This is a genomic window from Acidovorax sp. LjRoot74 (assembly GCF_964254355.1).
Lineage (GTDB): Bacteria > Pseudomonadota > Gammaproteobacteria > Burkholderiales > Burkholderiaceae_C > Acidovorax.
Genome location: NZ_CAXUTI020000001.1, coordinates 4,527,644 through 4,544,555 on the forward strand (window position 1 = coordinate 4,527,644; position 16,912 = coordinate 4,544,555).

The following is a 16,912-nucleotide window of genomic DNA, read 5'->3' on the forward strand; positions in this document are numbered from 1 at the left end:
GGTGCTCGGCGCGCGCTGCTGTCGGCGCCGCTGCGGGGGCGGTGTAGGACGGAGCGCCACACCCGGAGCCCCGCAGCACGCAGAAAGCCGCAGGGTGCCGCGGGCTGCACGGCCCCTGTGGGTGGTGATGGATGGGGTGGATGCCTTCAGCCGCCCAGGGCGGCAACGGCTGGCACCGCCACAGGCGCACGCTGCAGCGGGAGCACGGCCGACAGCAGGGTGCCATGGCCGGGGCGCGAGGTGAGTGCCAGCCGCCCCCCTGCCGCCTCGACCCGGTGGCGCATGCCCGCCAGCCCGTGCGAGGTGGGCCGCACGGTGGCGGGGTCAAACCCTACCCCGTCGTCGCGCACCTGCACTGCCACGTGGGTGGGGTGAGCGTGCACCGACACGAGCACCTTCTTGGCCTGGGCATATTTGCCGATGTTGGTCAGGGCCTCTTGCACCATGCGGTACACGGTGAGCTGGGTGGCGTCGGGCAGCTGCACGGCCTCCAGGCTGGTCTCCACCTCGATGCCTGCACGCTCGGCGTACTCACGCGTGAGGATCTCCAGCGCAGCAGTGAGCCCCAGGTTGGACAGGGACGAAGGGCGCAGGTCTTCGATGATGCGGCGCTTGAGCGCGATGCCGCTGTTGAGGGTGTCCGTCAGGTGCTTGAGGCGTTCGGCCACATCCGGCGCCGTGGCGTTGATCTTGGACTTGAGGCGCGCCACATCGAGCTTGGCGGCTGTCAGCAGGGCGCCCAGTTCGTCGTGCAGCTCGCGCGCCAGGTGCCCCCGTTCTTCCTCGCGCACCTGCTGCAGGTGGTTGGCCAGCTCTGACAGCGTGGCTGTGCGCTCGCGCACCAGGCCCTCCAGGCGGTCCCGCTCGCGCTCCAGCAGCGCCTGTTCCCGCAGGTTCACGGTCTGCACCGCCTGCGCCTGGCGCAGGTACATGTAGAAGGCCAGCAGGCCAATCACGGTGACGGTCGCAATGCCGATGCGCGACAGCGTCAGCGACTGCTCGATCTGTTGCTGGCCCTGCGACAGGCGCGCATCGCTGCGCTTGATCAGCTCCTGGGCATGGGCGCGGATCGCCTCCATGTGCTCCTTGCCCACATCGGTGTTCAGGATGAATTTCCAGGCGTCCTCGTTGCCCTTGCGGCGCAGCCGCAGGCTCAGCTCCATCTCGGCCAGCTTGCGCGATATCTGCCGAGACAGCAGCGCGAACTCCTGCATGTCGTCCGGGGACTCCATGAACTGGCCGCGCAACCGGTCCAGGTTGGTCTGCACGGTGGCCACGGCCTTGTCATAAGGCTCCAGGTAGGTGTCATTCCCGGTGAGCAGGTAGCCGCGCTGGCCGGTCTCGGCATCCAGCATACTCTGCAGCAGCTTGTTCACATCCCCCCGGGTGGCCATGCTCTGGTCCATTTGCTCCAGCGCATCCTGCGACCGCATGTGCCCTGTTTCATTGATGCCTACCAGCACCATCGCTGCCAACAAGGCCATGGGCAGGCTCAGCGCCATCTTGCGCACCTTGGGCAGCCAAAGCCGGGAGTTTTCTTGGAGATTCATAGGCTTGTTCTTTATTCTGGATAATGGACCATCACTTGCCAGGGGCCTGGGCAACGCACCGTGATGCCGCCCTCCCTGGATGCCCACACGCACTGGCAGCGCTGCCGCTGCCCCACGAAAGAAACATCAATGATCAAGATCGGCATTGTGGATGACCATGCAATTGTTCGCTCCGGGCTGCGGCAGTTTCTGTCGGAACATGTGGACCTGCGGGTAGAAGGCGAAGCTGCCAACGGCCGCGAAGCCATCGACTTGGTGCGCAACAAGGAAATCGATGTGCTGCTGATGGACCTGTCGATGCCCGGCCAGAGCGGGCTGGATGCCCTGGCCATGCTGCGTGCCAAGGCCCCCGACATGGGCATCCTGATCCTGAGCGGCTACCCCGAAGAGCACTATGCAATCAACCTGATCCGCCAGGGCGCCAGCGGCTATCTGAATAAGGAATGCGAGCCTGCAGAAATCGTCGAAGCCATCCGCACCATCGCGCTGGGCCGCCGCTACCTGACCCCCACGGTGGCCGAGCTGCTGGCGCAGCAGCTCAACCGCAAGGACGATGCACCGCCCCATGAACAGCTGTCGGAACGCGAGTTCCAGGTGTTCCTCAAGCTGGCCAAGGGCGAGACGGCGGGCGACATCGCCAAGGCCCTGTCGCTGAGCGTGAAGACCGTGAGCACCTACCGCACGCGGTTGATGGAAAAAATGGGCCTGTCGTCCAACAGCGACCTGACCTATTACGCGCTCAAGAACCGCCTGATTGACTGACATGGGGAAGCCCTGGCCCGCGTCCGCAGTGGTGGGGCCAGGCAATGCCTTCTGTGGCATGTGCCGGGACTGGATGCGGGATGAAATAGGAGGTGCTCGACAGGTGCCCATGGACCCGGCGAGCGCGCATCAGGCGCCCGAAGACGGGCCCAGCGAACCGCTGGCATCCGTGCTGGCGGGATGGCTGCTGTGCAGCATGCAGTAATCCACCAGCGCATCAATTTCATTGGATTTGTCGAACACTGCGTCCACCCCGAGCTGCGCACAGCGCATGCGCACATCCGGCGTGGCGTAGTTGCTCAAAACCACCATCTTCTGGCCCGGGCGGCGCGTGCGGCAGGCAGCCAGCACCCCAAGCCCACTGCCCTGGCGCAGGAACAGATCGACGATGGCCAGGTCCCACTGCTCGCTGTGGGTAGAGAGCCACTGCGTGCCCTCGTCCTCGGTCTCTGCCACGCCCACGGCTTCCACAGACGCCAGCTCTTCCAGAGTCCCGATCAGGTTCTCACGGATGGTTGCGTTGTCTTCAACAATGTAGGTGCGCAGCTTCACAGACGGGTCCACTTTGGCGATCAGCGCAGGGGCACGCTGCTCTTACCTCCAATGTATGTGTTGGAGCTTCTGGATTCTGCCAGCGGCCACAGGCTGGGGATGTAGGAGCAGTCCTACCGCTCCCCACACACCGGGCAATGCGGCGCGCGCTGCACACGCATGGTGTTCCACTCCATCGAACGGCCGTCCAGCATGAGTAACCGCCCCGCCAGCGAGGGCCCGATACCCGCCAGCAGCTTGAGCGCCTCGGCGGCCTGCATGGCCCCCACCACCCCCACCAGGGGTGCAAACACCCCCATGGTCGAGCAACGCGCCTCTTCAAAATCTGCGTCGGGCGCAAAGATGCAGGCATAACAGGGCGACTGTTCTTCGCGGGGATCCACCACCGTGATCTGGCCATCGAACTGGATCACCGCACCCGCCACCAAGGGCCTGCCGTGGCGCACGCAGGCGGCGTTGACCGCATGGCGCGTGGTGTAGTTGTCGCAGCAGTCGAGCACCACCGTGGCCTCTTGCACCAAGCCCTCCAGGGCCGCCGCATCCACCCGGGTCTGCAGCCGGGTCACATGCACCTCGGGGTTGATGGCCGCGATGGCCTCGGCAGCCGAATCCACCTTGGGGCGCCCCACCCGCGCTGTGGTGTGCGCAATCTGGCGCTGCAGGTTGGTGAGGTCCACCACGTCGTCGTCTACCAGCGTGATGCGCCCCACACCGGCCGATGCCAGGTAGAGCGCAGCCGGAGAGCCCAGCCCGCCCGCACCGATGATGAGGGCATGTGCCGCCAGCACCCGCTCCTGCCCCTCGATGCCCATTTCATCAAGCAGGATGTGGCGGGAATAGCGCAGAAGCTGGTCGTCGGTCATGGGAATCGGGCAAGAAAAATCAGCGAAGCAGGCACAAAAAAGGCTGGATTCCTCGCGAAATCCAGCCTGGGGAACAGAGCGCGAAGGGCTCAATTCTCTTTCTTTTCTTCCTTGCGTTCCGTCAGGGTCTTGCTGACCAGCACCGGGCGGCCCTTGAGCTGGTTGAGCGCCTGCACCAACTGGAAGTCCTTGTCGGTGCCGAACTCAGGAATCTTGCGGTCGGCAGCAGGCTTCTTGGCCTCTTCTTCCATGCGCTTGCGAGCTTCCTCGCGTGCTTTCTCGCGGGCTTCGTCCTTCTTCTCTTCACCCTGGCCACTGCCCAGGTGCTTGTCCAGGTCGGCTTCGCGCATGCGCAGGGCGGCAAACAGGTTGCCTTCTTCCGACTCGTCGATCATCACGTCGGGCACGATGCCCTTGGCCTGGATCGACTTGCCGCTCGGGGTGTAATAGCGCGCCGTGGTCAGCTTGATGCCGGTGTCCGGCCCCAGGGGGCGCACCGTCTGCACCGAGCCCTTGCCAAAGGTCTGGCTGCCCATGACGGTGGCGCGCTTGTGGTCTTGTAGCGCACCGGCCACGATCTCGCTGGCCGAGGCCGAGCCTTCGTTCACCAGCACCACCAGCGGCACGGACTTGAGCGCGGCGGGCAGGCGCTTGAGCGGGTCACCGCCGCCCCGGCGTTGGTAGTAGTCGGGCGAGGCCTTGTAGGTGGCCTTGCTGTCTGCCAGTTGGCCGTTGGTGGAGACCACCGTCACGTTTTCGGGCAAGAACGCCGCCGAGATCGCCACGGCCGCATCCAGCAGGCCGCCCGGGTCGTTGCGCAGGTCCAGCACCAGGCCCTTGAGGTTGGGCTCCTGCTTGTAGACCTCTTCGACCTTGCGCACGAAGTCGTCCACCGTGCGCTCCTGGAACTGCGACAGACGAATCCAGGCATAGCCGGGCTCCATCACCTTGCCCTTGACGGACTGGGTCTTGATTTCTTCGCGTGTGATGGTGACGGGGAAGGTGCGGCCTTCATCCTTGCGGAAGATGGTGAGCGTGACCTTGGTATTGGGCTCGCCGCGCATGCGTTTGACGGCGTCATTGAGCGCCAGGCCCTTGACGGCGGTTTCGTCGATCTTGGTGATCAGGTCGTTGGTCTTGAGGCCCGCACGGAAGGCGGGCGAGCCTTCAATGGGTGAAACCACCTTGATCAGGCCGTCTTCCTGCGTGATCTCGATGCCCACGCCCACAAAACGGCCCGAAGTGCCCTCGCGGAATTCCTTGAAGGACTTCTTGTCGAAGTACTGCGAGTGTGGATCCAGGCTGGAAACCATGCCCGAGATGGCATCGGTAATGAGCTTCTTATCGTCCACCGGCTCCACGTAGTCGGTCTTGACGAGGCCAAACACGGCGGACAGCTGCTGGATTTCCTCCAGCGGCAGCGGCGTCATGGCGCCACGCGCCACGGTCTGCAGCGATACCGTGGTGAGCGCACCGGCCACCACGCCTACCGATACCCATCCTGCAATCTTGAGTTTCTGGCCCATACAACACCTTTTACCGCTTCAAAACCAATATACACCTTGGAAGGGCCAAACCCGCCGCAGTTCCGCATGGATGCTCACTTTGGCGGCGATCAGCGGGGTTTTTCCCCGCCTTTACCAACGGTTTACGCCTTGCCCTGGGATGCGACGGCTGCGGCAGCCTTCGCAGCCGCCTCGGCATCACCCAGATAGTAGTGACGGATGGGCTTGAGGTCGGCGTCGAGTTCGTATACCAGTGGAATCCCGTTGGGAATGTTCAGGCCCACGATGTCGGACTCGGAAATGTTGTCCAGGTACTTCACCAGCGCGCGGATGGAATTGCCGTGTGCAGCCACCACCACGCGTTTGCCCGAACGGATGGCGGGCGCCATGGCCTCATTCCAGAACGGCAGCACGCGGGCCACGGTGTCTTTGAGGCATTCGGTCAGGGGCACGTTCTCGGCGGCCACACCGGCGTAGCGGCGGTCGCCGCGCTCGCTGCGGGGGTCGGTGGCTTCCAGCGCGGGCGGGGGCGTGTCGTAGCTGCGGCGCCAGACCAGCACCTGCTCGTCGCCGTACTGCTTGGCCATGTCGGCCTTGTTCAGGCCCTGCAGGGCGCCGTAGTGGCGCTCGTTCAGGCGCCAGTCCTTGACCACGGGCAGCCAGGTGCTGTCCATCTCGTCGAGCGTGTACCACAGGGTGTGGATGGCGCGCTTGAGCACGCTGGTGAAGGCCAGATCGAACTCGTAGCCCTCGGCCTTGAGCAGCTTGCCGGCCGACATGGCCTGGGACACGCCGGTGGGCGTCAGATCCACATCGGTCCAGCCGGTAAAGCGGTTTTCAAGGTTCCAGGTGGATTCGCCGTGGCGGATCAAAACGAGCTTGTACATGGTTTCCCCAGGAAAGACGGGTCTAAAAGAAAGCGGGCCAAAACCCAGCATTCTAGAATTACGCCGTTCGCCAACCCAAGGAAACTTCGTGAAATTCATTATCGACAACTGGTATCTGATCTTTGTTGCACTGGCTTCGGGCGGCATGCTGCTGTGGCCGGTCCTCAAGAACGCCAGTGGCGGCTCGCTGACGCCCGCACGCGCAGTGCAGCTCATCAACCGTGAAAAAGCCGTGGTCATCGACGTCTGCGAGACCGAAGAATTCGCCGCAGGCCACGTGGGCGGCGCCAAGAACGTCCCCCTGGGCCAGCTCGAAGAGCGCCTGCCCATCGTGGTCAAGAACAAGGCCCTGCCCCTGGTGCTGGTCTGCGCCAGCGGCGCCCGCGCCAACCGCGCTGTGGCGATTGCCAAGAAGCTGGGCTACGACAACGCCCAGGCCATGGCCGGGGGCCTCAAGGCCTGGCGCGAAGCCAGCCTGCCTGTGGAAAAAGCCTGATCCGCCCCCAGTTATTCGGTCAGCGCTACGCTTGCCGCTGGTTTTCAGCCCCACAGGAAGAAAGAGGAAGGTTCGCCATGCAACCCGTCAAGATGTACACCACCGCCGTCTGCCCCTATTGCATCCGGGCCAAGCAGATCCTCAAGTCCAAGGGCGTGGAGCAGATCGAAGAGATCCGCATCGACACCGACCCCGCCGCGCGCAGCCACATGATGGAGATCACCGGCCGCCGCACGGTGCCGCAGATCTACATCGGCGACACCCACGTAGGCGGGCATGACGACCTGGTGGCTCTGGACAGCCGTGGCGGGCTGATGCCCCTGCTGGGCGCCGCCTGACCCCACCCCTGGGCGCTGCATAATGCAGCCCCATGTGCCCGCTGCGGGAGCTGCTCCCCGGCGGGTTTTGTTTTGCTAGCAATTTCGTAAGAGCAAAGAGACTTCACCATGGCCGACCAAGAAAACCCCGTGTTCCAGATCCAGCGCGTCTACCTCAAGGACATGTCGCTGGAGCAACCCAACTCCCCCGCCATCCTGATCGAGCAAGAGCAGCCCAGCGTGGACATCCAGCTCGGCGTGGAAGCCACCCCCGTGGCCGAAGGCATCTTTGAAGTGGCCGTCACGGCCACCGTGCAGACCAAGATCAAGGACAAGACCGTGTTCCTGGTCGAAGCCAAGCAAGCCGGCATCTTCGAAATCCGCAACGTGCCGGAAGACCAGATGGGCCCCATCATGGGCATCGCATGCCCTCAGATCGTGTATCCCTACCTGCGTGGCAACGTGGCCGACGTGATCAACCGCGCGGGCTTCCCACCTGTGCACCTGGCCGAAATCAACTTCCAGGCCATGTACGAGCAGCAGCAAGCGCAGGCCGCTGGCCAAGCCTCGCCCATCATCACGCAGTAACCAGCGCTGAGAGGCTTTTTGGCCTCTATCGCCTGATAGATAAGCGCAAGCAGCTATGAAAATCATAGTCCTCGGCGCTGGCGCCTGGGGGACGGCCGTCGCCATGAGTGCGGCCCAGCACCCCGCCGGGCACGCGGTCACCCTCTGGGCCCGCGATGCAGCCCAGGCGCAGAGCATGCGCACAGAGGCGCAGAACGCCCGCTACCTGCCGGGCATCGCCTTTCCCCCTCCTCTTTCAGTGGCCGATGGCGGCCTGGGCCCGCTGCTGCCCGGTGCCGACCTGGTCATCGTGGCCACGCCCATGGCGGCGCTGCGCGGCATGCTGCAAGCGCTCTCGGGCTGCACCGCGCCCGTGGCTTGGCTGTGCAAGGGTTTCGAAGCCGCGCCTGCAGGGTCGGATTCAGCCTCTTTGGGGCTGCTGGCGCACGAGGTGCAAGCGCAAGTAGCTCCTGATCTGATAGCTGGCGTTTTCAGCGGCCCCAGTTTTGCGCAAGAGGTGGCACTGGGCCAGCCCACGGCCCTGGTGGCCGCCAGCCCCCACGCTGCCGTGCGCGATGCGCTGGTCGCCGCCTTCCACAGCCCCAGCGTGCGGGTGTATGCCAACGAGGACATCGTGGGCGTGGAAGTGGGCGGAGCGGTGAAGAACGTGCTGGCCATTGCCACCGGCCTGTGCGACGGGCTGGCGCTGGGGCTGAACGCCCGCGCCGCGCTCATCACGCGCGGCCTGGCCGAGATGACCCGCCTGGGCCTGGCCCTGGGCGCACGGCCCGACACCTTCATGGGCCTGTCGGGCCTGGGCGATTTGGTGCTGACCGCCACTGGCGACCTCTCACGCAACCGGCGCGTGGGCATGCTGCTGGCCCAGGGCCAGACGCTGGCGCAGGCGGTGGAATCCTTGGGCCATGTGGCCGAAGGCGTCTACAGCGCCCGCACCGTGGTGCAGCGCGCGCAGACCCTGGGCGTGGACATGCCCATCGCCGAAGCCGCCGTGGCCCTGCTCGACGGTCGCCTGCAACCCGCCGAGGCCGTGGCCCAGCTCATGGGGCGCGGCCCCCGGGGCGAACTCTGACCCCAGGCCCCGGGCCGGGCCTCGGTGCTCACCCCACCGACAGGCGCCGCAGCAGCCCCTCTTCATCGTCGGGGTGAAAGAAGTACGGGTAAAAGCTGCGCTCCTCGCTCGACAGCTGCGGCTGCCCGCCAAACTGGTGGATCAGGCTGCGCCCCTTTTCCGCGCCGATGTGCAGCAGCACGGCCGGTGCGCCCACCCGCTCGCACATGCGCTCTGGCCCCAGCAGATCAAAACGCAGCATGCGCCGGTAGAACGGGGCATGGCGCGGATTCACTTCGATGACCAGATCGGTGGCACGCCGGGCGCGGAATGCCGTGATCCACGCAATGTGAAAAATGGCGCCCAGCACATGCTTGGAGCGCACGCCCGGGTCCATGGCGAGCTTGCCCATTTCGCAGATACGCGCACCCCGCAGGCGCAGCGCGGCAATGTATTCGGGGTAATGCTCTTCGGCGGCGAGGTAGCCGTCGTCCATGCGGACCGAGATCGTGCCCTGGGCCTGCCCGTCGATCTGCACCACCAGGCTGCTCATGTCGCAGTCGTGCGACAAAGTGGCCTGCATGTTGTAGCCTCGGCTGGCATACATGCGCGCCAGCAGGCCCTGGCCCTTGCGCGAGAGGCGGATCTTGCAGGTCTTGGTTTCCGCCTGGCCCAGGCGGCTCAGGTATTCGCCGGGGTAGGCCAGCTCGACGATGGTCTGCTCTTCTGCGGGCATGACAGGCTCGGATGACGGGAACTGGCGCCCCAGCAAACGACGGGCCTGGAGCGCGGCAAGCAGCCAGCGTAGCCGCATCCCGCAACACCGGCATCAGTGGCGGGGGCGGCTCCCGACCAACGGTGGCACCACATTCGCCAATGGCAAGGCAGAGCCGCCCCGGCGGCCCCCAGCCGCGCCTTACAGCCCCAGCCCCAGCCCCAGCTCCAGCGCCAGCAGCTCGTCCACCGTCTGGCGGCGGCGGATCAGGCGGGCCTGGCCGCCGTCCACCAGCACCTCGGCAATCAAGGGCCGCGTGTTGTAGTTGGAGGACATGCTGGCACCGTACGCGCCCGTGTCGTGGATCACCAGCAGGTCACCCACCTGCGCGGCGGGCAGGTCGCGCGGCAGCACCACGCCGCCGTCGCCCTGGGTGAACACGTCGCCCGATTCGCACAGCGGGCCCGCCACCACCGTGGGTTGCGCGGCCGCCGTGGAGCCGTCGCGGCGCAGCACGCTCATCGCGTGGTAACTGCCGTACATGGACGGGCGCATGAGTTCGTTGAAGCCGGTATCGACCAGCACAAAGTGGTTGCTGCCCGCGTTCTTGCTGGCGCGCACCTGGCCCAGCAGCACGCCGGATTCGGCCACCAGGAAGCGGCCGGGCTCGATCTCCAGGCCGAGCTTGTGGCCCACGATGGCCTCGGCCTGCTGGCGCGCGGCATCCCACAGGCCGTGGTAGTGCTGCGTATCGACCACCGGGTCGCCGCTGCGGTAGGGGATGGACAGGCCACCACCGGCCGAGATGGCGTGCAGGTCATGCCCCGCTGCATGCGCCGTGCGCACCAGGTTGACCATGGCGCCGCACACTTCCTGCAGGTGGCTGTAGTCCACGCCCGAGCCAATGTGCATGTGCAGGCCCACCAGCTTCAGGCCGTGCTGCTTGATCGCGGCCAGCGCCGCAGGCAGGTCGGTGTGCCAGATGCCGTGCTTGCTGTGCTCGCCGCCTGTGTTGGTCTTGTTGCTGTGGCCGTGGCCAAAGCCGGGGTTGATGCGCAGCCACACCGCGTGGCCCGGCGAGCGCGCGCCCAGCTGGTGCAGCATGTCGATGGAACCCGCGTTGACGGGCACGCCATGCTCCACCACGCAATCGAGCGTGGCGGCGTCGAACAGGTCGGCGGTGAAGACGATCTCCGAGGGTTCGCCACCCGCCACATAACCTGCCGCCAGAGCACGCAGGATCTCGCCGCGCGAGACCGCATCCACCTTCACGCCCTGCTCGCGCATGAGCTTCAGGATGTGGATGTTGGAACAGGCCTTTTGGGCAAAACGGATGGTCTCGAAATTGGACACCTGCGCGATGCGCTGGCGGATGGTCGCCGCGTCATACACCCACAGCGGGGTGCCGAACTGGTCGGCCAGGGCCCAGAGCTGGGCGGGGGAAAAGGGGTTGGACATGGGGATGCTCCAAAGGCAGAGGGCGTGAACGATGCGCGGATGATGCCGCCATCCACGTATTCAGTCGAATGCTTTGATTTACGCCATCCATTCAATATGGATATGCTCCGCACATGACTGGCATGACCGAGCCCCCACTGAATCACCGTACCACCCACCGCATCACCCACCGCCATATCGAGGTCTTCCGCGCTGTGATGACCGCAGGCAGCGCCACCGGCGCGGCCGACCTGCTGCACAGCTCGCAGCCCACCGTGAGCCGCGAGCTGGCGCGGCTGGAGACGCTGCTGGGCTACGCCTTGTTCGAGCGCGTGCAGGGCCGCCTGCGCCCCAACGCGCGGGCGCTGGCGCTGTGGGACGAGGTGCAGCGGTCCTGGCAGGGGCTGGAGCGTGTGGTGGACCGGGCCGTAGCGCTGGGCCGGCCCGACGCCGTGCAGCTCTCGGTGCTGTGCCTGCCTGCACTGGCGCACGCGCTGCTGCCCGGCGCGGCGGCGCGGCTGATGCAGCACCACCCGCAGGCGCGCCTGTCGGTCACGCCGCAAGAATCGCCGCTGCTCGAAGAATGGATGAGCGCCCAGCGCTTTGACCTGGGCCTGTGCGAGCAAACCAGCGCCCCGCCCGGCACACGCGCCGAGGTGCTGCTCACGCTCGACGAGGTGGCCGTGCTGCCCGCCAGCCACCCGCTGGCCCGGCAACCCGTGCTGCAGCTGGCGGACTTTGCCGGTGAGTATTTTGTGAGCCTCTCGGCCGACGACCCCTACCGCCGCCTCATCGACGCGCGTTTTGCCGAGGCCGGGGTGGCCCGCACCCTGCGCATGGAAACCCACAGCGCCGCCGCCGTCTGCGCCATGGTGCAGCAGGGCCTGGGCGTGGCCATCGTCAACCCGGTGACGGCCCTGGCCGCCGCCAGCGAGCGGCTGGTGCTTCGGCCCCTGGCGTTTTCAATCCCATTCAGCGTGACGGCGCTGCTGCCGCTGTACCGCCCGCCCCTGCCCGAGGTGGCACCCATGCTGGAGGCCCTGCGGGCCGAAGCCGCTGCCATTGCACAGCGCTTGGTGCATCAGGATGGTTAGCTATTATTTATATAGCTAAAGGCCCTTTCCCATCGCGCGGAAGCGGCCATTTCTTGCATGAAAGCGGGCCACCACCCGCTGAGCGGGTCAACCCGGCGCTGCCAGGCTGCGCACCTTGACTGCGAGCCGCTCCTCCACCGAGGGCGACACGAACTTGGTCACCTCGCCGCCCAGCACCGCAATCTCGCGCACAAAGGTGCTGCTGATGAACTGGTACTTGTCGCTGGGGGTGAGGAACACGGTTTCCACCTGGGGCATCAGGCTGCGGTTCATGCCCGCGAGCTGGAACTCGTAGTCAAAGTCGGTCACGGCACGCAGGCCACGCACCATGGCCTTGCCGCCACGCTCCACCACAAAGTCGCGCAGCAGGCCCGAGAAGGGCTCGACCTGCACCTGCGGATACATCTTCACGGCCTCGCGGACCATGTCGATCCGCTCCTCCAGCGAGAACATGGCCTTCTTGTGGTGGCCTGCCGCCACGGCCACGATCACGCGTTCGAACAACTGGGTGGCCCTGCGCACCACGTCTTCATGCCCCAAGGTGATGGGGTCAAAGGTTCCGGGGTACACGGCGAGCACGTTCTGGGCCATGGCTGGTTGTCTCCTGTATGGCGGAATGTTCGTCGGCCCCATCTGCCGGGCCGCGTGCGCGCATTATGCAGTGCAGTGCAACATAAACCCGGATGCAGCCCCGCCCGGCCGCTGCATCCTCCACCTGAACGATGCCAGCCCTGCCGGGCAGGCCTACCATCCGCAGCCCTTTTGCTGCTTGGTATGGCCCACCCGTGACCTCTGCACCCGCTACCCCCGCCCCCATCAGCGACGCCGTGTTCGACACGGCCGCCTGCCTCAACTGCGGGGCGCCTCTGGGCGGCCACTACTGCGCGCACTGCGGGCAGAAGAAGGCGGCGCGCATGGGCACCCGCATGGTGCGCAAGGAGGCCTGGGAGCGGTTCCGGTGGTTTGAGTGGAGCACCATCCGCAATGCGCTGCGGGTGTTGCCGCAGCCGGGCACCATGGCGCGCGAGTATGTGCTGGGGCAGCGCAAGGACCACCCGCACCCGCTCACGCTGCTGTTCCTGTCCATCGGCTTTTTGCTCATCGTGCTGGGCCACACCGACTACCTGCGGCCCGAGCTGCCCAGCGAGGCCGCGCAGCGCATGTATGCGCTGGTGACCGGGTATTCGAAGTGGTCGTTTTCGCTGGGGGCGGTGGCGGCTTTTGCCAGCATGTGGCTGGTGTTCCGCCGGCGTGGCTACAACCTGGCCGAGCTGCTGGCGCTCGCGCTGTACTGCCAGGCGGTGTTCATTGCGCTGCAGATGGTGAACCAGCTGCCGCTGGTGCTGGCGCACTCGCCGGAGCTGCTCAAGTGGCACAAGCAGTGGTCGCCCTGGTACATGACGGCGCTGCAGACGCTGATGTTCATGCTGGCGCTGCGCCAGTTCTTTCTGCTGGACCTGCGCTGCGACGCGGGCTGGCTGCTGCTGGCGGGGGCGCTGTTTGCCGGGCTCAAATGGCAGGCCACGCAGCTTTATGCCCGGGGCGTGGTGGAGCTGGTGCTCTGGCAGATGGGCGGCTGAGCCAACCGGCGCCCGCTGAAAACTGTGAACCAGTTCACGATTGTGTGTCGGAGTGCCACCACATCCTTCACCTGAATGATGTTGCCCTGGCGGCAACACACCTACGATCCGCCGCAGTTCAACCCATTCAGCGAAAAGGAGGCCGCCTTGGCCGGTCAGGAGCGGAATATGCAGCATCTGGGGCAGCACCTTGGAATCCCGGGCTTTGAGGCCTTGATGGCAGAAAGCCTGGAGGCCCTGGGCGAGCCCGGTATGGTGGAGCGCCTGCTGCGCCGCCTGGGCGAGGCGCTGGGCAGCCACAAGGTGGTGCTGTTCTGCCCCCTGCCCGGCTCGGACGACCCACTGGCCGCCTACCAATGGGGCATGCCCGACGACTTTCTGGCGCGCTACGCCAACCTCATCCAGGGCTGCGACGCCTGGAGCGAGGCGCTGGAACGCCAGCAGGGCGCGGCGCTGGCGCGCGGCGGCTCGCTGAGCCAGCAGCTGGTCAGCACCCCGGCACTGCGCCGGGGCGCGTTTTATGCCGACTACCTGCGGCCCCTGGGCATCGATGCCATGGTCAACAGCATTGTCGAGACCTCGCCCGAGGTGGGCATGCATGTGCTGGCGATGTACAACGACCTGGGCCAGAGCGAGTTCACACCCGAACAATTCGCCCGCCTGCGCGCCGCCACGCCCTGGGTGCGCAGCCTCATGCGCGCCCAGCGCCGGCTGCAGCAGGCCCAGCGCCACACCAGCGCGCTGGAGCGCACGCTGGACCAGCTGCCCCTGGGCGTGATGCATGTGAACCGCCGGGGCGAGCTGCGCTACCTGAACGAGCACGCGCGCGCTTGGTTGGGCATTGAAGACGCCTGCCGCATCCTGCTGCGCAGCGCCACGGGCTGGCAGGCGCGCCAGCCGCAGCAACTGGCACAGATCCACCCCGCGCTGGTGCCGCTGCTGGGCGCCAGCCTGAGCACGCAGACGCCTGTCTCCGCCCGCCTGCAGCCCCAGCACCCTGGTGCCCCCGCCACCCTGGTGGCCCTGGCGGCACCGCTGCGAAGCAGCTCGGGGACGGGACCGGCCCATGCCACCGGCGAGGCACTGGCCCAGTTCATCCTGGTGCCAGAAACCCCGCCCCACGCAGGCGCCACCGTGTCGGTGTGCAGCGCGCTCTACGGCCTCACCCCCGCCGAAGCGGCCCTGCTGCCCCTGTTGCTGCAGGGCATGACACCGCGCGAAATGGCCGACACCCGCCAAGTGAAGATGCCCACCGTGCGCTCGCAGCTGGCCAGCCTGTATGCCAAGACCGGCACCCGGGGCCAGGCCGAACTGGCCCAGCGTGTGCTGCGCGTGGCAGCGCTAGTGGCCTGACTTTCGTTTCCCGTTTTTGTCTCTTTTCACTCTTTGCGCGGCACTGAACGCCGCATGAAAGGCACTTGCCCATGACCTTGTCTCATCACTCTCTGCGTCCATTACGCCAACTGCGCCAACTGCGACCCGTCGCCCTGGCCTGCTGCGCCCTCGTCGGCTTGGCCGTAGGCGGCCTGGCCATGGCCCAGAAGACGGCTGCCGTGGCCAAGCCCAGCAAGGCCCAATTGGCGGCCGACCTGGCCGCCACGCTGCAGGCCTGCTCGTACGACGGCAGCCCGCTGGCGTTTTCGCCGCCCGACCTGTCCAAGGGCGGCGGCACCGGCAAGCAGGTGGTGGCCGAGATCATGAAATACACCGGCCTGCCCGCCAACTTTGTGGTGGTGGAGGGCAAGGTGCCCAACGCAGCCGCCGTGATCATGCAAGGGCCCGACCAGGTGCCGCGCCGCGTGATTGCCTACAACCCGGCCTTCATGGGCCAGGTGATCGAGGCCACCAAGTCCAACAACTGGGCGCCCGTGAGCATCATGGCGCACGAGATCGGGCACCACCTCTCGGGCCATACCATCGTGCCTGGCGGCAGCCAGCCGCCCATCGAGCTGGAGTCCGACAAGTTCAGCGGCTTTGTGCTCTACAAGATGGGCGCGCCCCTGGCCGACGCCCAGCGCGCCATCGCCACGCTGATCCCTGAAAAGGACGGCGAAACCCACCCCGGCCGCAGAAAGCGCCTGGCCGCCATCGAGGCGGGCTGGAAGGAAGCGTGCGAACTGCAGGGCGGAGGGCCCCAGTGCTCCGGCGGGCTGCCGGTGCGCACTGCGGCGGCGGCGCCCGCTGCGCCATCGCCAGCGCAGACACCCGCTACCCCGGTGGCCAAGGCCCCGGCACCCACGGCTGCGCCCACCCCCACGCCAGCCACCCCTGCGGCCAAGACGCCAGCCCCGGCCCTGGCTGCTGCCGCCGCCGAAACCCTGCCCAAGGCCGACATGGCCGCCATCCCGTCCAAGGGCACGCAGTTCATCTACGACGAGTTCGGCATCCTGGACCCGGCCATCCGCGCCCAATTTGAAAAGCAGATGTACGAGCATGCGCAGAAGACGGGCGTGGAGATCGTCACCCTGCTGGTGAAGGACCTGGGCGGCAAGAGCGCCGAGGACTATGCGCACGCCATGATGCGCCAGCTGCGCGTGGGCAAGCTCGACGTGGGCAACGGCGCCGTGCTGGTGGTGGCACCCGAGCAGAACCAGGCCGCCGCCGTGCTGGGCGCGGGCGTGGCGCTGGAGATGATCGGCCACGACAAGGCCAAGCAACTCGCAGACTGGACCAAGCTGGCCTGGCCACTGTGCAAGAAGAAGAACGCCTGCGGCAACTGGACGGAAAACCTGATGCTGGCGGCCGACCACATCCGCCGCGACACCCGCCATGCCGACTGGACCATTGCCTACAACTCGCTGGGCGACTTGCAAAAGGCCGATGCGGCGGAAAGCGGCAAGTCCGTCAAACCGCAGGACAGCAAGACCTGGCAGAAGATCACCCGCCTGTCGGGCACCGTGGAAAACCTGAACCCTCCCACGGGCGTCAAGAGCGCGTACGTGACCGAGTCCAAGTTGAAGGATGGCAAGAAGGCCGTGCTGATGCGCAGCGCCGAGGGCCTGACCACCATGCTCTACGTCGATCCGCGCACCGAGGCCATGATGCCCGGCGGCAAGCTGGTGCAGGGCAAGACCTACACCGTCATCGCACGCTCGGACTTCCTGTCGTGGAACCCCAAGGACACGCAGTCGCTGGACGTGCTGAGCTACGCCGTCACGGAGTAAGGCGCAGGCCCGCCGCATGTCAGCCTCGACCTTCACCATGCTCCTGGCGGGCGCTGCCAACCTGCTGCCCGCGCTGTTTTTCATGTTCACCGCACTGCTGGGCAGCAACGGCATGAACTCCGCGCAGGGCGGACAGCTGCTGGGCACCCTGGCCGTGTTGCTGGTGCTGGGCTGGCTCGCCGCGCTGTGGCTGGCCCGCCACCTCGCGCACTGGGGTCAGGCGCGCGGCTGGTCCACCGTGGCCAGCGTGGCGGCCGCCAGCGGCGGTGCGGTGGCGGCCTTCACCGTGCTGGCGCTGCTGTCCACCCTGGTGGCGCTGCTGTGGGTGGGGCCATGAGCGGGCTGCTCCGCATC

The 16,912-nt window shown here is 66.5% G+C and carries 18 protein-coding genes; 10 read left to right on the forward strand and 8 right to left on the reverse strand.

Features of this window, described 5'->3' with window-relative positions; genetic code table 11:
• Window positions 1-146: 146 nt before the first annotated feature.
• Window positions 147-1,550, reverse strand: coding sequence for a sensor histidine kinase (locus ACSQ3O_RS21565; protein ID WP_436140431.1), 1,404 nt, complete (start codon window positions 1,548-1,550; stop codon window positions 147-149).
• A 129-nt stretch (window positions 1,551-1,679) separates the two neighbouring features.
• Here ACSQ3O_RS21565 and ACSQ3O_RS21570 point away from each other — a divergent pair, with 129 nt between their 5' ends.
• Complete coding sequence (locus ACSQ3O_RS21570; RefSeq protein WP_137748149.1) at window positions 1,680-2,312, forward strand: response regulator; 633 nt, start codon at window positions 1,680-1,682, stop codon at window positions 2,310-2,312.
• Between the two features lie 129 nt (window positions 2,313-2,441).
• Here the strand turns inward: ACSQ3O_RS21570 and ACSQ3O_RS21575 are convergent, their stop codons facing one another.
• From ACSQ3O_RS21575 to gpmA, 4 genes are all read right to left on the reverse strand, one after another.
• Entirely contained in the window at window positions 2,442-2,864 is a 423-nt protein-coding gene (locus tag ACSQ3O_RS21575) for a response regulator (RefSeq protein WP_298449341.1), read from the reverse strand.
• Window positions 2,865-2,977: 113 nt separating this feature from the next.
• Window positions 2,978-3,727 carry a HesA/MoeB/ThiF family protein gene (locus ACSQ3O_RS21580; protein ID WP_436140432.1) on the reverse strand — a complete coding sequence of 250 codons (750 nt, stop codon included), beginning with the start codon at window positions 3,725-3,727 and terminating at the stop codon, window positions 2,978-2,980.
• A gap of 89 nt (window positions 3,728-3,816) precedes the next feature.
• On the reverse strand, window positions 3,817-5,253 hold the full coding sequence (locus ACSQ3O_RS21585; RefSeq protein ID WP_436140433.1) for a S41 family peptidase: 1,437 nt from the start codon (window positions 5,251-5,253) through the stop codon (window positions 3,817-3,819).
• 122 nt (window positions 5,254-5,375) lie between these two features.
• The gene (gene gpmA, locus ACSQ3O_RS21590) at window positions 5,376-6,119 is read right to left on the reverse strand and encodes a 2,3-diphosphoglycerate-dependent phosphoglycerate mutase (RefSeq protein WP_137748153.1); all 744 of its coding nucleotides are present in this window, start codon (window positions 6,117-6,119) and stop codon (window positions 5,376-5,378) included.
• Between the two features lie 88 nt (window positions 6,120-6,207).
• On the opposite strand from gpmA, the gene ACSQ3O_RS21595 reads away from it, so the two are divergent.
• The 4 genes from ACSQ3O_RS21595 (at window position 6,208) to ACSQ3O_RS21610 (ending at window position 8,589) form a co-directional block, all read left to right on the forward strand.
• Entirely contained in the window at window positions 6,208-6,615 is a 408-nt protein-coding gene (locus ACSQ3O_RS21595) for a rhodanese-like domain-containing protein (RefSeq protein ID WP_436140434.1), read from the forward strand.
• A gap of 77 nt (window positions 6,616-6,692) precedes the next feature.
• Complete coding sequence (grxC, locus tag ACSQ3O_RS21600) at window positions 6,693-6,953, forward strand: glutaredoxin 3 (RefSeq protein WP_137748155.1); 261 nt, start codon at window positions 6,693-6,695, stop codon at window positions 6,951-6,953.
• A gap of 108 nt (window positions 6,954-7,061) precedes the next feature.
• Window positions 7,062-7,520, forward strand: coding sequence for a protein-export chaperone SecB (gene secB, locus ACSQ3O_RS21605; protein WP_137748156.1), 459 nt, complete (start codon window positions 7,062-7,064; stop codon window positions 7,518-7,520).
• Between the two features lie 55 nt (window positions 7,521-7,575).
• A complete protein-coding gene (locus ACSQ3O_RS21610; RefSeq protein WP_436140435.1) occupies window positions 7,576-8,589 on the forward strand; it encodes an NAD(P)H-dependent glycerol-3-phosphate dehydrogenase in 1,014 nt (337 codons plus the stop codon).
• Between the two features lie 28 nt (window positions 8,590-8,617).
• On the opposite strand, the gene ACSQ3O_RS21615 is transcribed toward ACSQ3O_RS21610, so the two are convergent.
• Together ACSQ3O_RS21615 and lysA are read right to left on the reverse strand one after the other, a co-directional pair.
• A complete protein-coding gene (locus ACSQ3O_RS21615; RefSeq protein WP_436140436.1) occupies window positions 8,618-9,304 on the reverse strand; it encodes an N-acyl amino acid synthase FeeM domain-containing protein in 687 nt (228 codons plus the stop codon).
• A gap of 180 nt (window positions 9,305-9,484) precedes the next feature.
• Window positions 9,485-10,741, reverse strand: a complete 1,257-nt coding sequence (lysA, locus tag ACSQ3O_RS21620; protein WP_436140437.1) for a diaminopimelate decarboxylase — start codon at window positions 10,739-10,741, stop codon at window positions 9,485-9,487.
• 122 nt (window positions 10,742-10,863) lie between these two features.
• Between lysA and ACSQ3O_RS21625 the strand changes: the two genes are divergently transcribed.
• Window positions 10,864-11,814: a LysR family transcriptional regulator gene (locus tag ACSQ3O_RS21625; RefSeq protein WP_436140438.1), complete on the forward strand. Its 951-nt coding sequence runs from the start codon at window positions 10,864-10,866 to the stop codon at window positions 11,812-11,814.
• 87 nt (window positions 11,815-11,901) lie between these two features.
• On the opposite strand, the gene coaD is transcribed toward ACSQ3O_RS21625, so the two are convergent.
• A complete protein-coding gene (coaD, locus tag ACSQ3O_RS21630) occupies window positions 11,902-12,405 on the reverse strand; it encodes a pantetheine-phosphate adenylyltransferase (RefSeq protein WP_137748161.1) in 504 nt (167 codons plus the stop codon).
• A 194-nt stretch (window positions 12,406-12,599) separates the two neighbouring features.
• Between coaD and ACSQ3O_RS21635 the strand changes: the two genes are divergently transcribed.
• The 4 genes from ACSQ3O_RS21635 (at window position 12,600) to ACSQ3O_RS21650 (ending at window position 16,895) form a co-directional block, all read left to right on the forward strand.
• Complete coding sequence (locus ACSQ3O_RS21635) at window positions 12,600-13,394, forward strand: DUF3667 domain-containing protein (RefSeq protein ID WP_436140439.1); 795 nt, start codon at window positions 12,600-12,602, stop codon at window positions 13,392-13,394.
• Between the two features lie 216 nt (window positions 13,395-13,610).
• Window positions 13,611-14,747, forward strand: coding sequence for a helix-turn-helix transcriptional regulator (locus tag ACSQ3O_RS21640; RefSeq protein ID WP_436140440.1), 1,137 nt, complete (start codon window positions 13,611-13,613; stop codon window positions 14,745-14,747).
• Between the two features lie 71 nt (window positions 14,748-14,818).
• A complete protein-coding gene (locus ACSQ3O_RS21645; RefSeq protein WP_436140441.1) occupies window positions 14,819-16,558 on the forward strand; it encodes a TPM domain-containing protein in 1,740 nt (579 codons plus the stop codon).
• Between the two features lie 16 nt (window positions 16,559-16,574).
• Window positions 16,575-16,895, forward strand: coding sequence for a hypothetical protein (locus ACSQ3O_RS21650; RefSeq protein WP_298449368.1), 321 nt, complete (start codon window positions 16,575-16,577; stop codon window positions 16,893-16,895).
• Window positions 16,896-16,912 lie beyond the last annotated feature (17 nt).

Coding starts and splice junctions, on each gene's coding strand:
- ACSQ3O_RS21565 (WP_436140431.1), bottom strand. CDS start 1,550: ATGAATCTCCAAGAAAACTCCCGGCTTTGGCTGCCCAAGGTGCGCAAG.
- ACSQ3O_RS21570 (WP_137748149.1), top strand. CDS start 1,680: ATGATCAAGATCGGCATTGTGGATGACCATGCAATTGTTCGCTCCGGG.
- ACSQ3O_RS21580 (WP_436140432.1), bottom strand. CDS start 3,727: ATGACCGACGACCAGCTTCTGCGCTATTCCCGCCACATCCTGCTTGAT.
- ACSQ3O_RS21585 (WP_436140433.1), bottom strand. CDS start 5,253: ATGGGCCAGAAACTCAAGATTGCAGGATGGGTATCGGTAGGCGTGGTG.
- gpmA (WP_137748153.1), bottom strand. CDS start 6,119: ATGTACAAGCTCGTTTTGATCCGCCACGGCGAATCCACCTGGAACCTT.
- grxC (WP_137748155.1), top strand. CDS start 6,693: ATGCAACCCGTCAAGATGTACACCACCGCCGTCTGCCCCTATTGCATC.
- secB (WP_137748156.1), top strand. CDS start 7,062: ATGGCCGACCAAGAAAACCCCGTGTTCCAGATCCAGCGCGTCTACCTC.
- ACSQ3O_RS21610 (WP_436140435.1), top strand. CDS start 7,576: ATGAAAATCATAGTCCTCGGCGCTGGCGCCTGGGGGACGGCCGTCGCC.
- ACSQ3O_RS21615 (WP_436140436.1), bottom strand. CDS start 9,304: ATGCCCGCAGAAGAGCAGACCATCGTCGAGCTGGCCTACCCCGGCGAA.
- lysA (WP_436140437.1), bottom strand. CDS start 10,741: ATGTCCAACCCCTTTTCCCCCGCCCAGCTCTGGGCCCTGGCCGACCAG.
- ACSQ3O_RS21625 (WP_436140438.1), top strand. CDS start 10,864: ATGACCGAGCCCCCACTGAATCACCGTACCACCCACCGCATCACCCAC.
- coaD (WP_137748161.1), bottom strand. CDS start 12,405: ATGGCCCAGAACGTGCTCGCCGTGTACCCCGGAACCTTTGACCCCATC.
- ACSQ3O_RS21640 (WP_436140440.1), top strand. CDS start 13,611: ATGGCAGAAAGCCTGGAGGCCCTGGGCGAGCCCGGTATGGTGGAGCGC.
- ACSQ3O_RS21645 (WP_436140441.1), top strand. CDS start 14,819: ATGACCTTGTCTCATCACTCTCTGCGTCCATTACGCCAACTGCGCCAA.
- ACSQ3O_RS21650 (WP_298449368.1), top strand. CDS start 16,575: ATGTCAGCCTCGACCTTCACCATGCTCCTGGCGGGCGCTGCCAACCTG.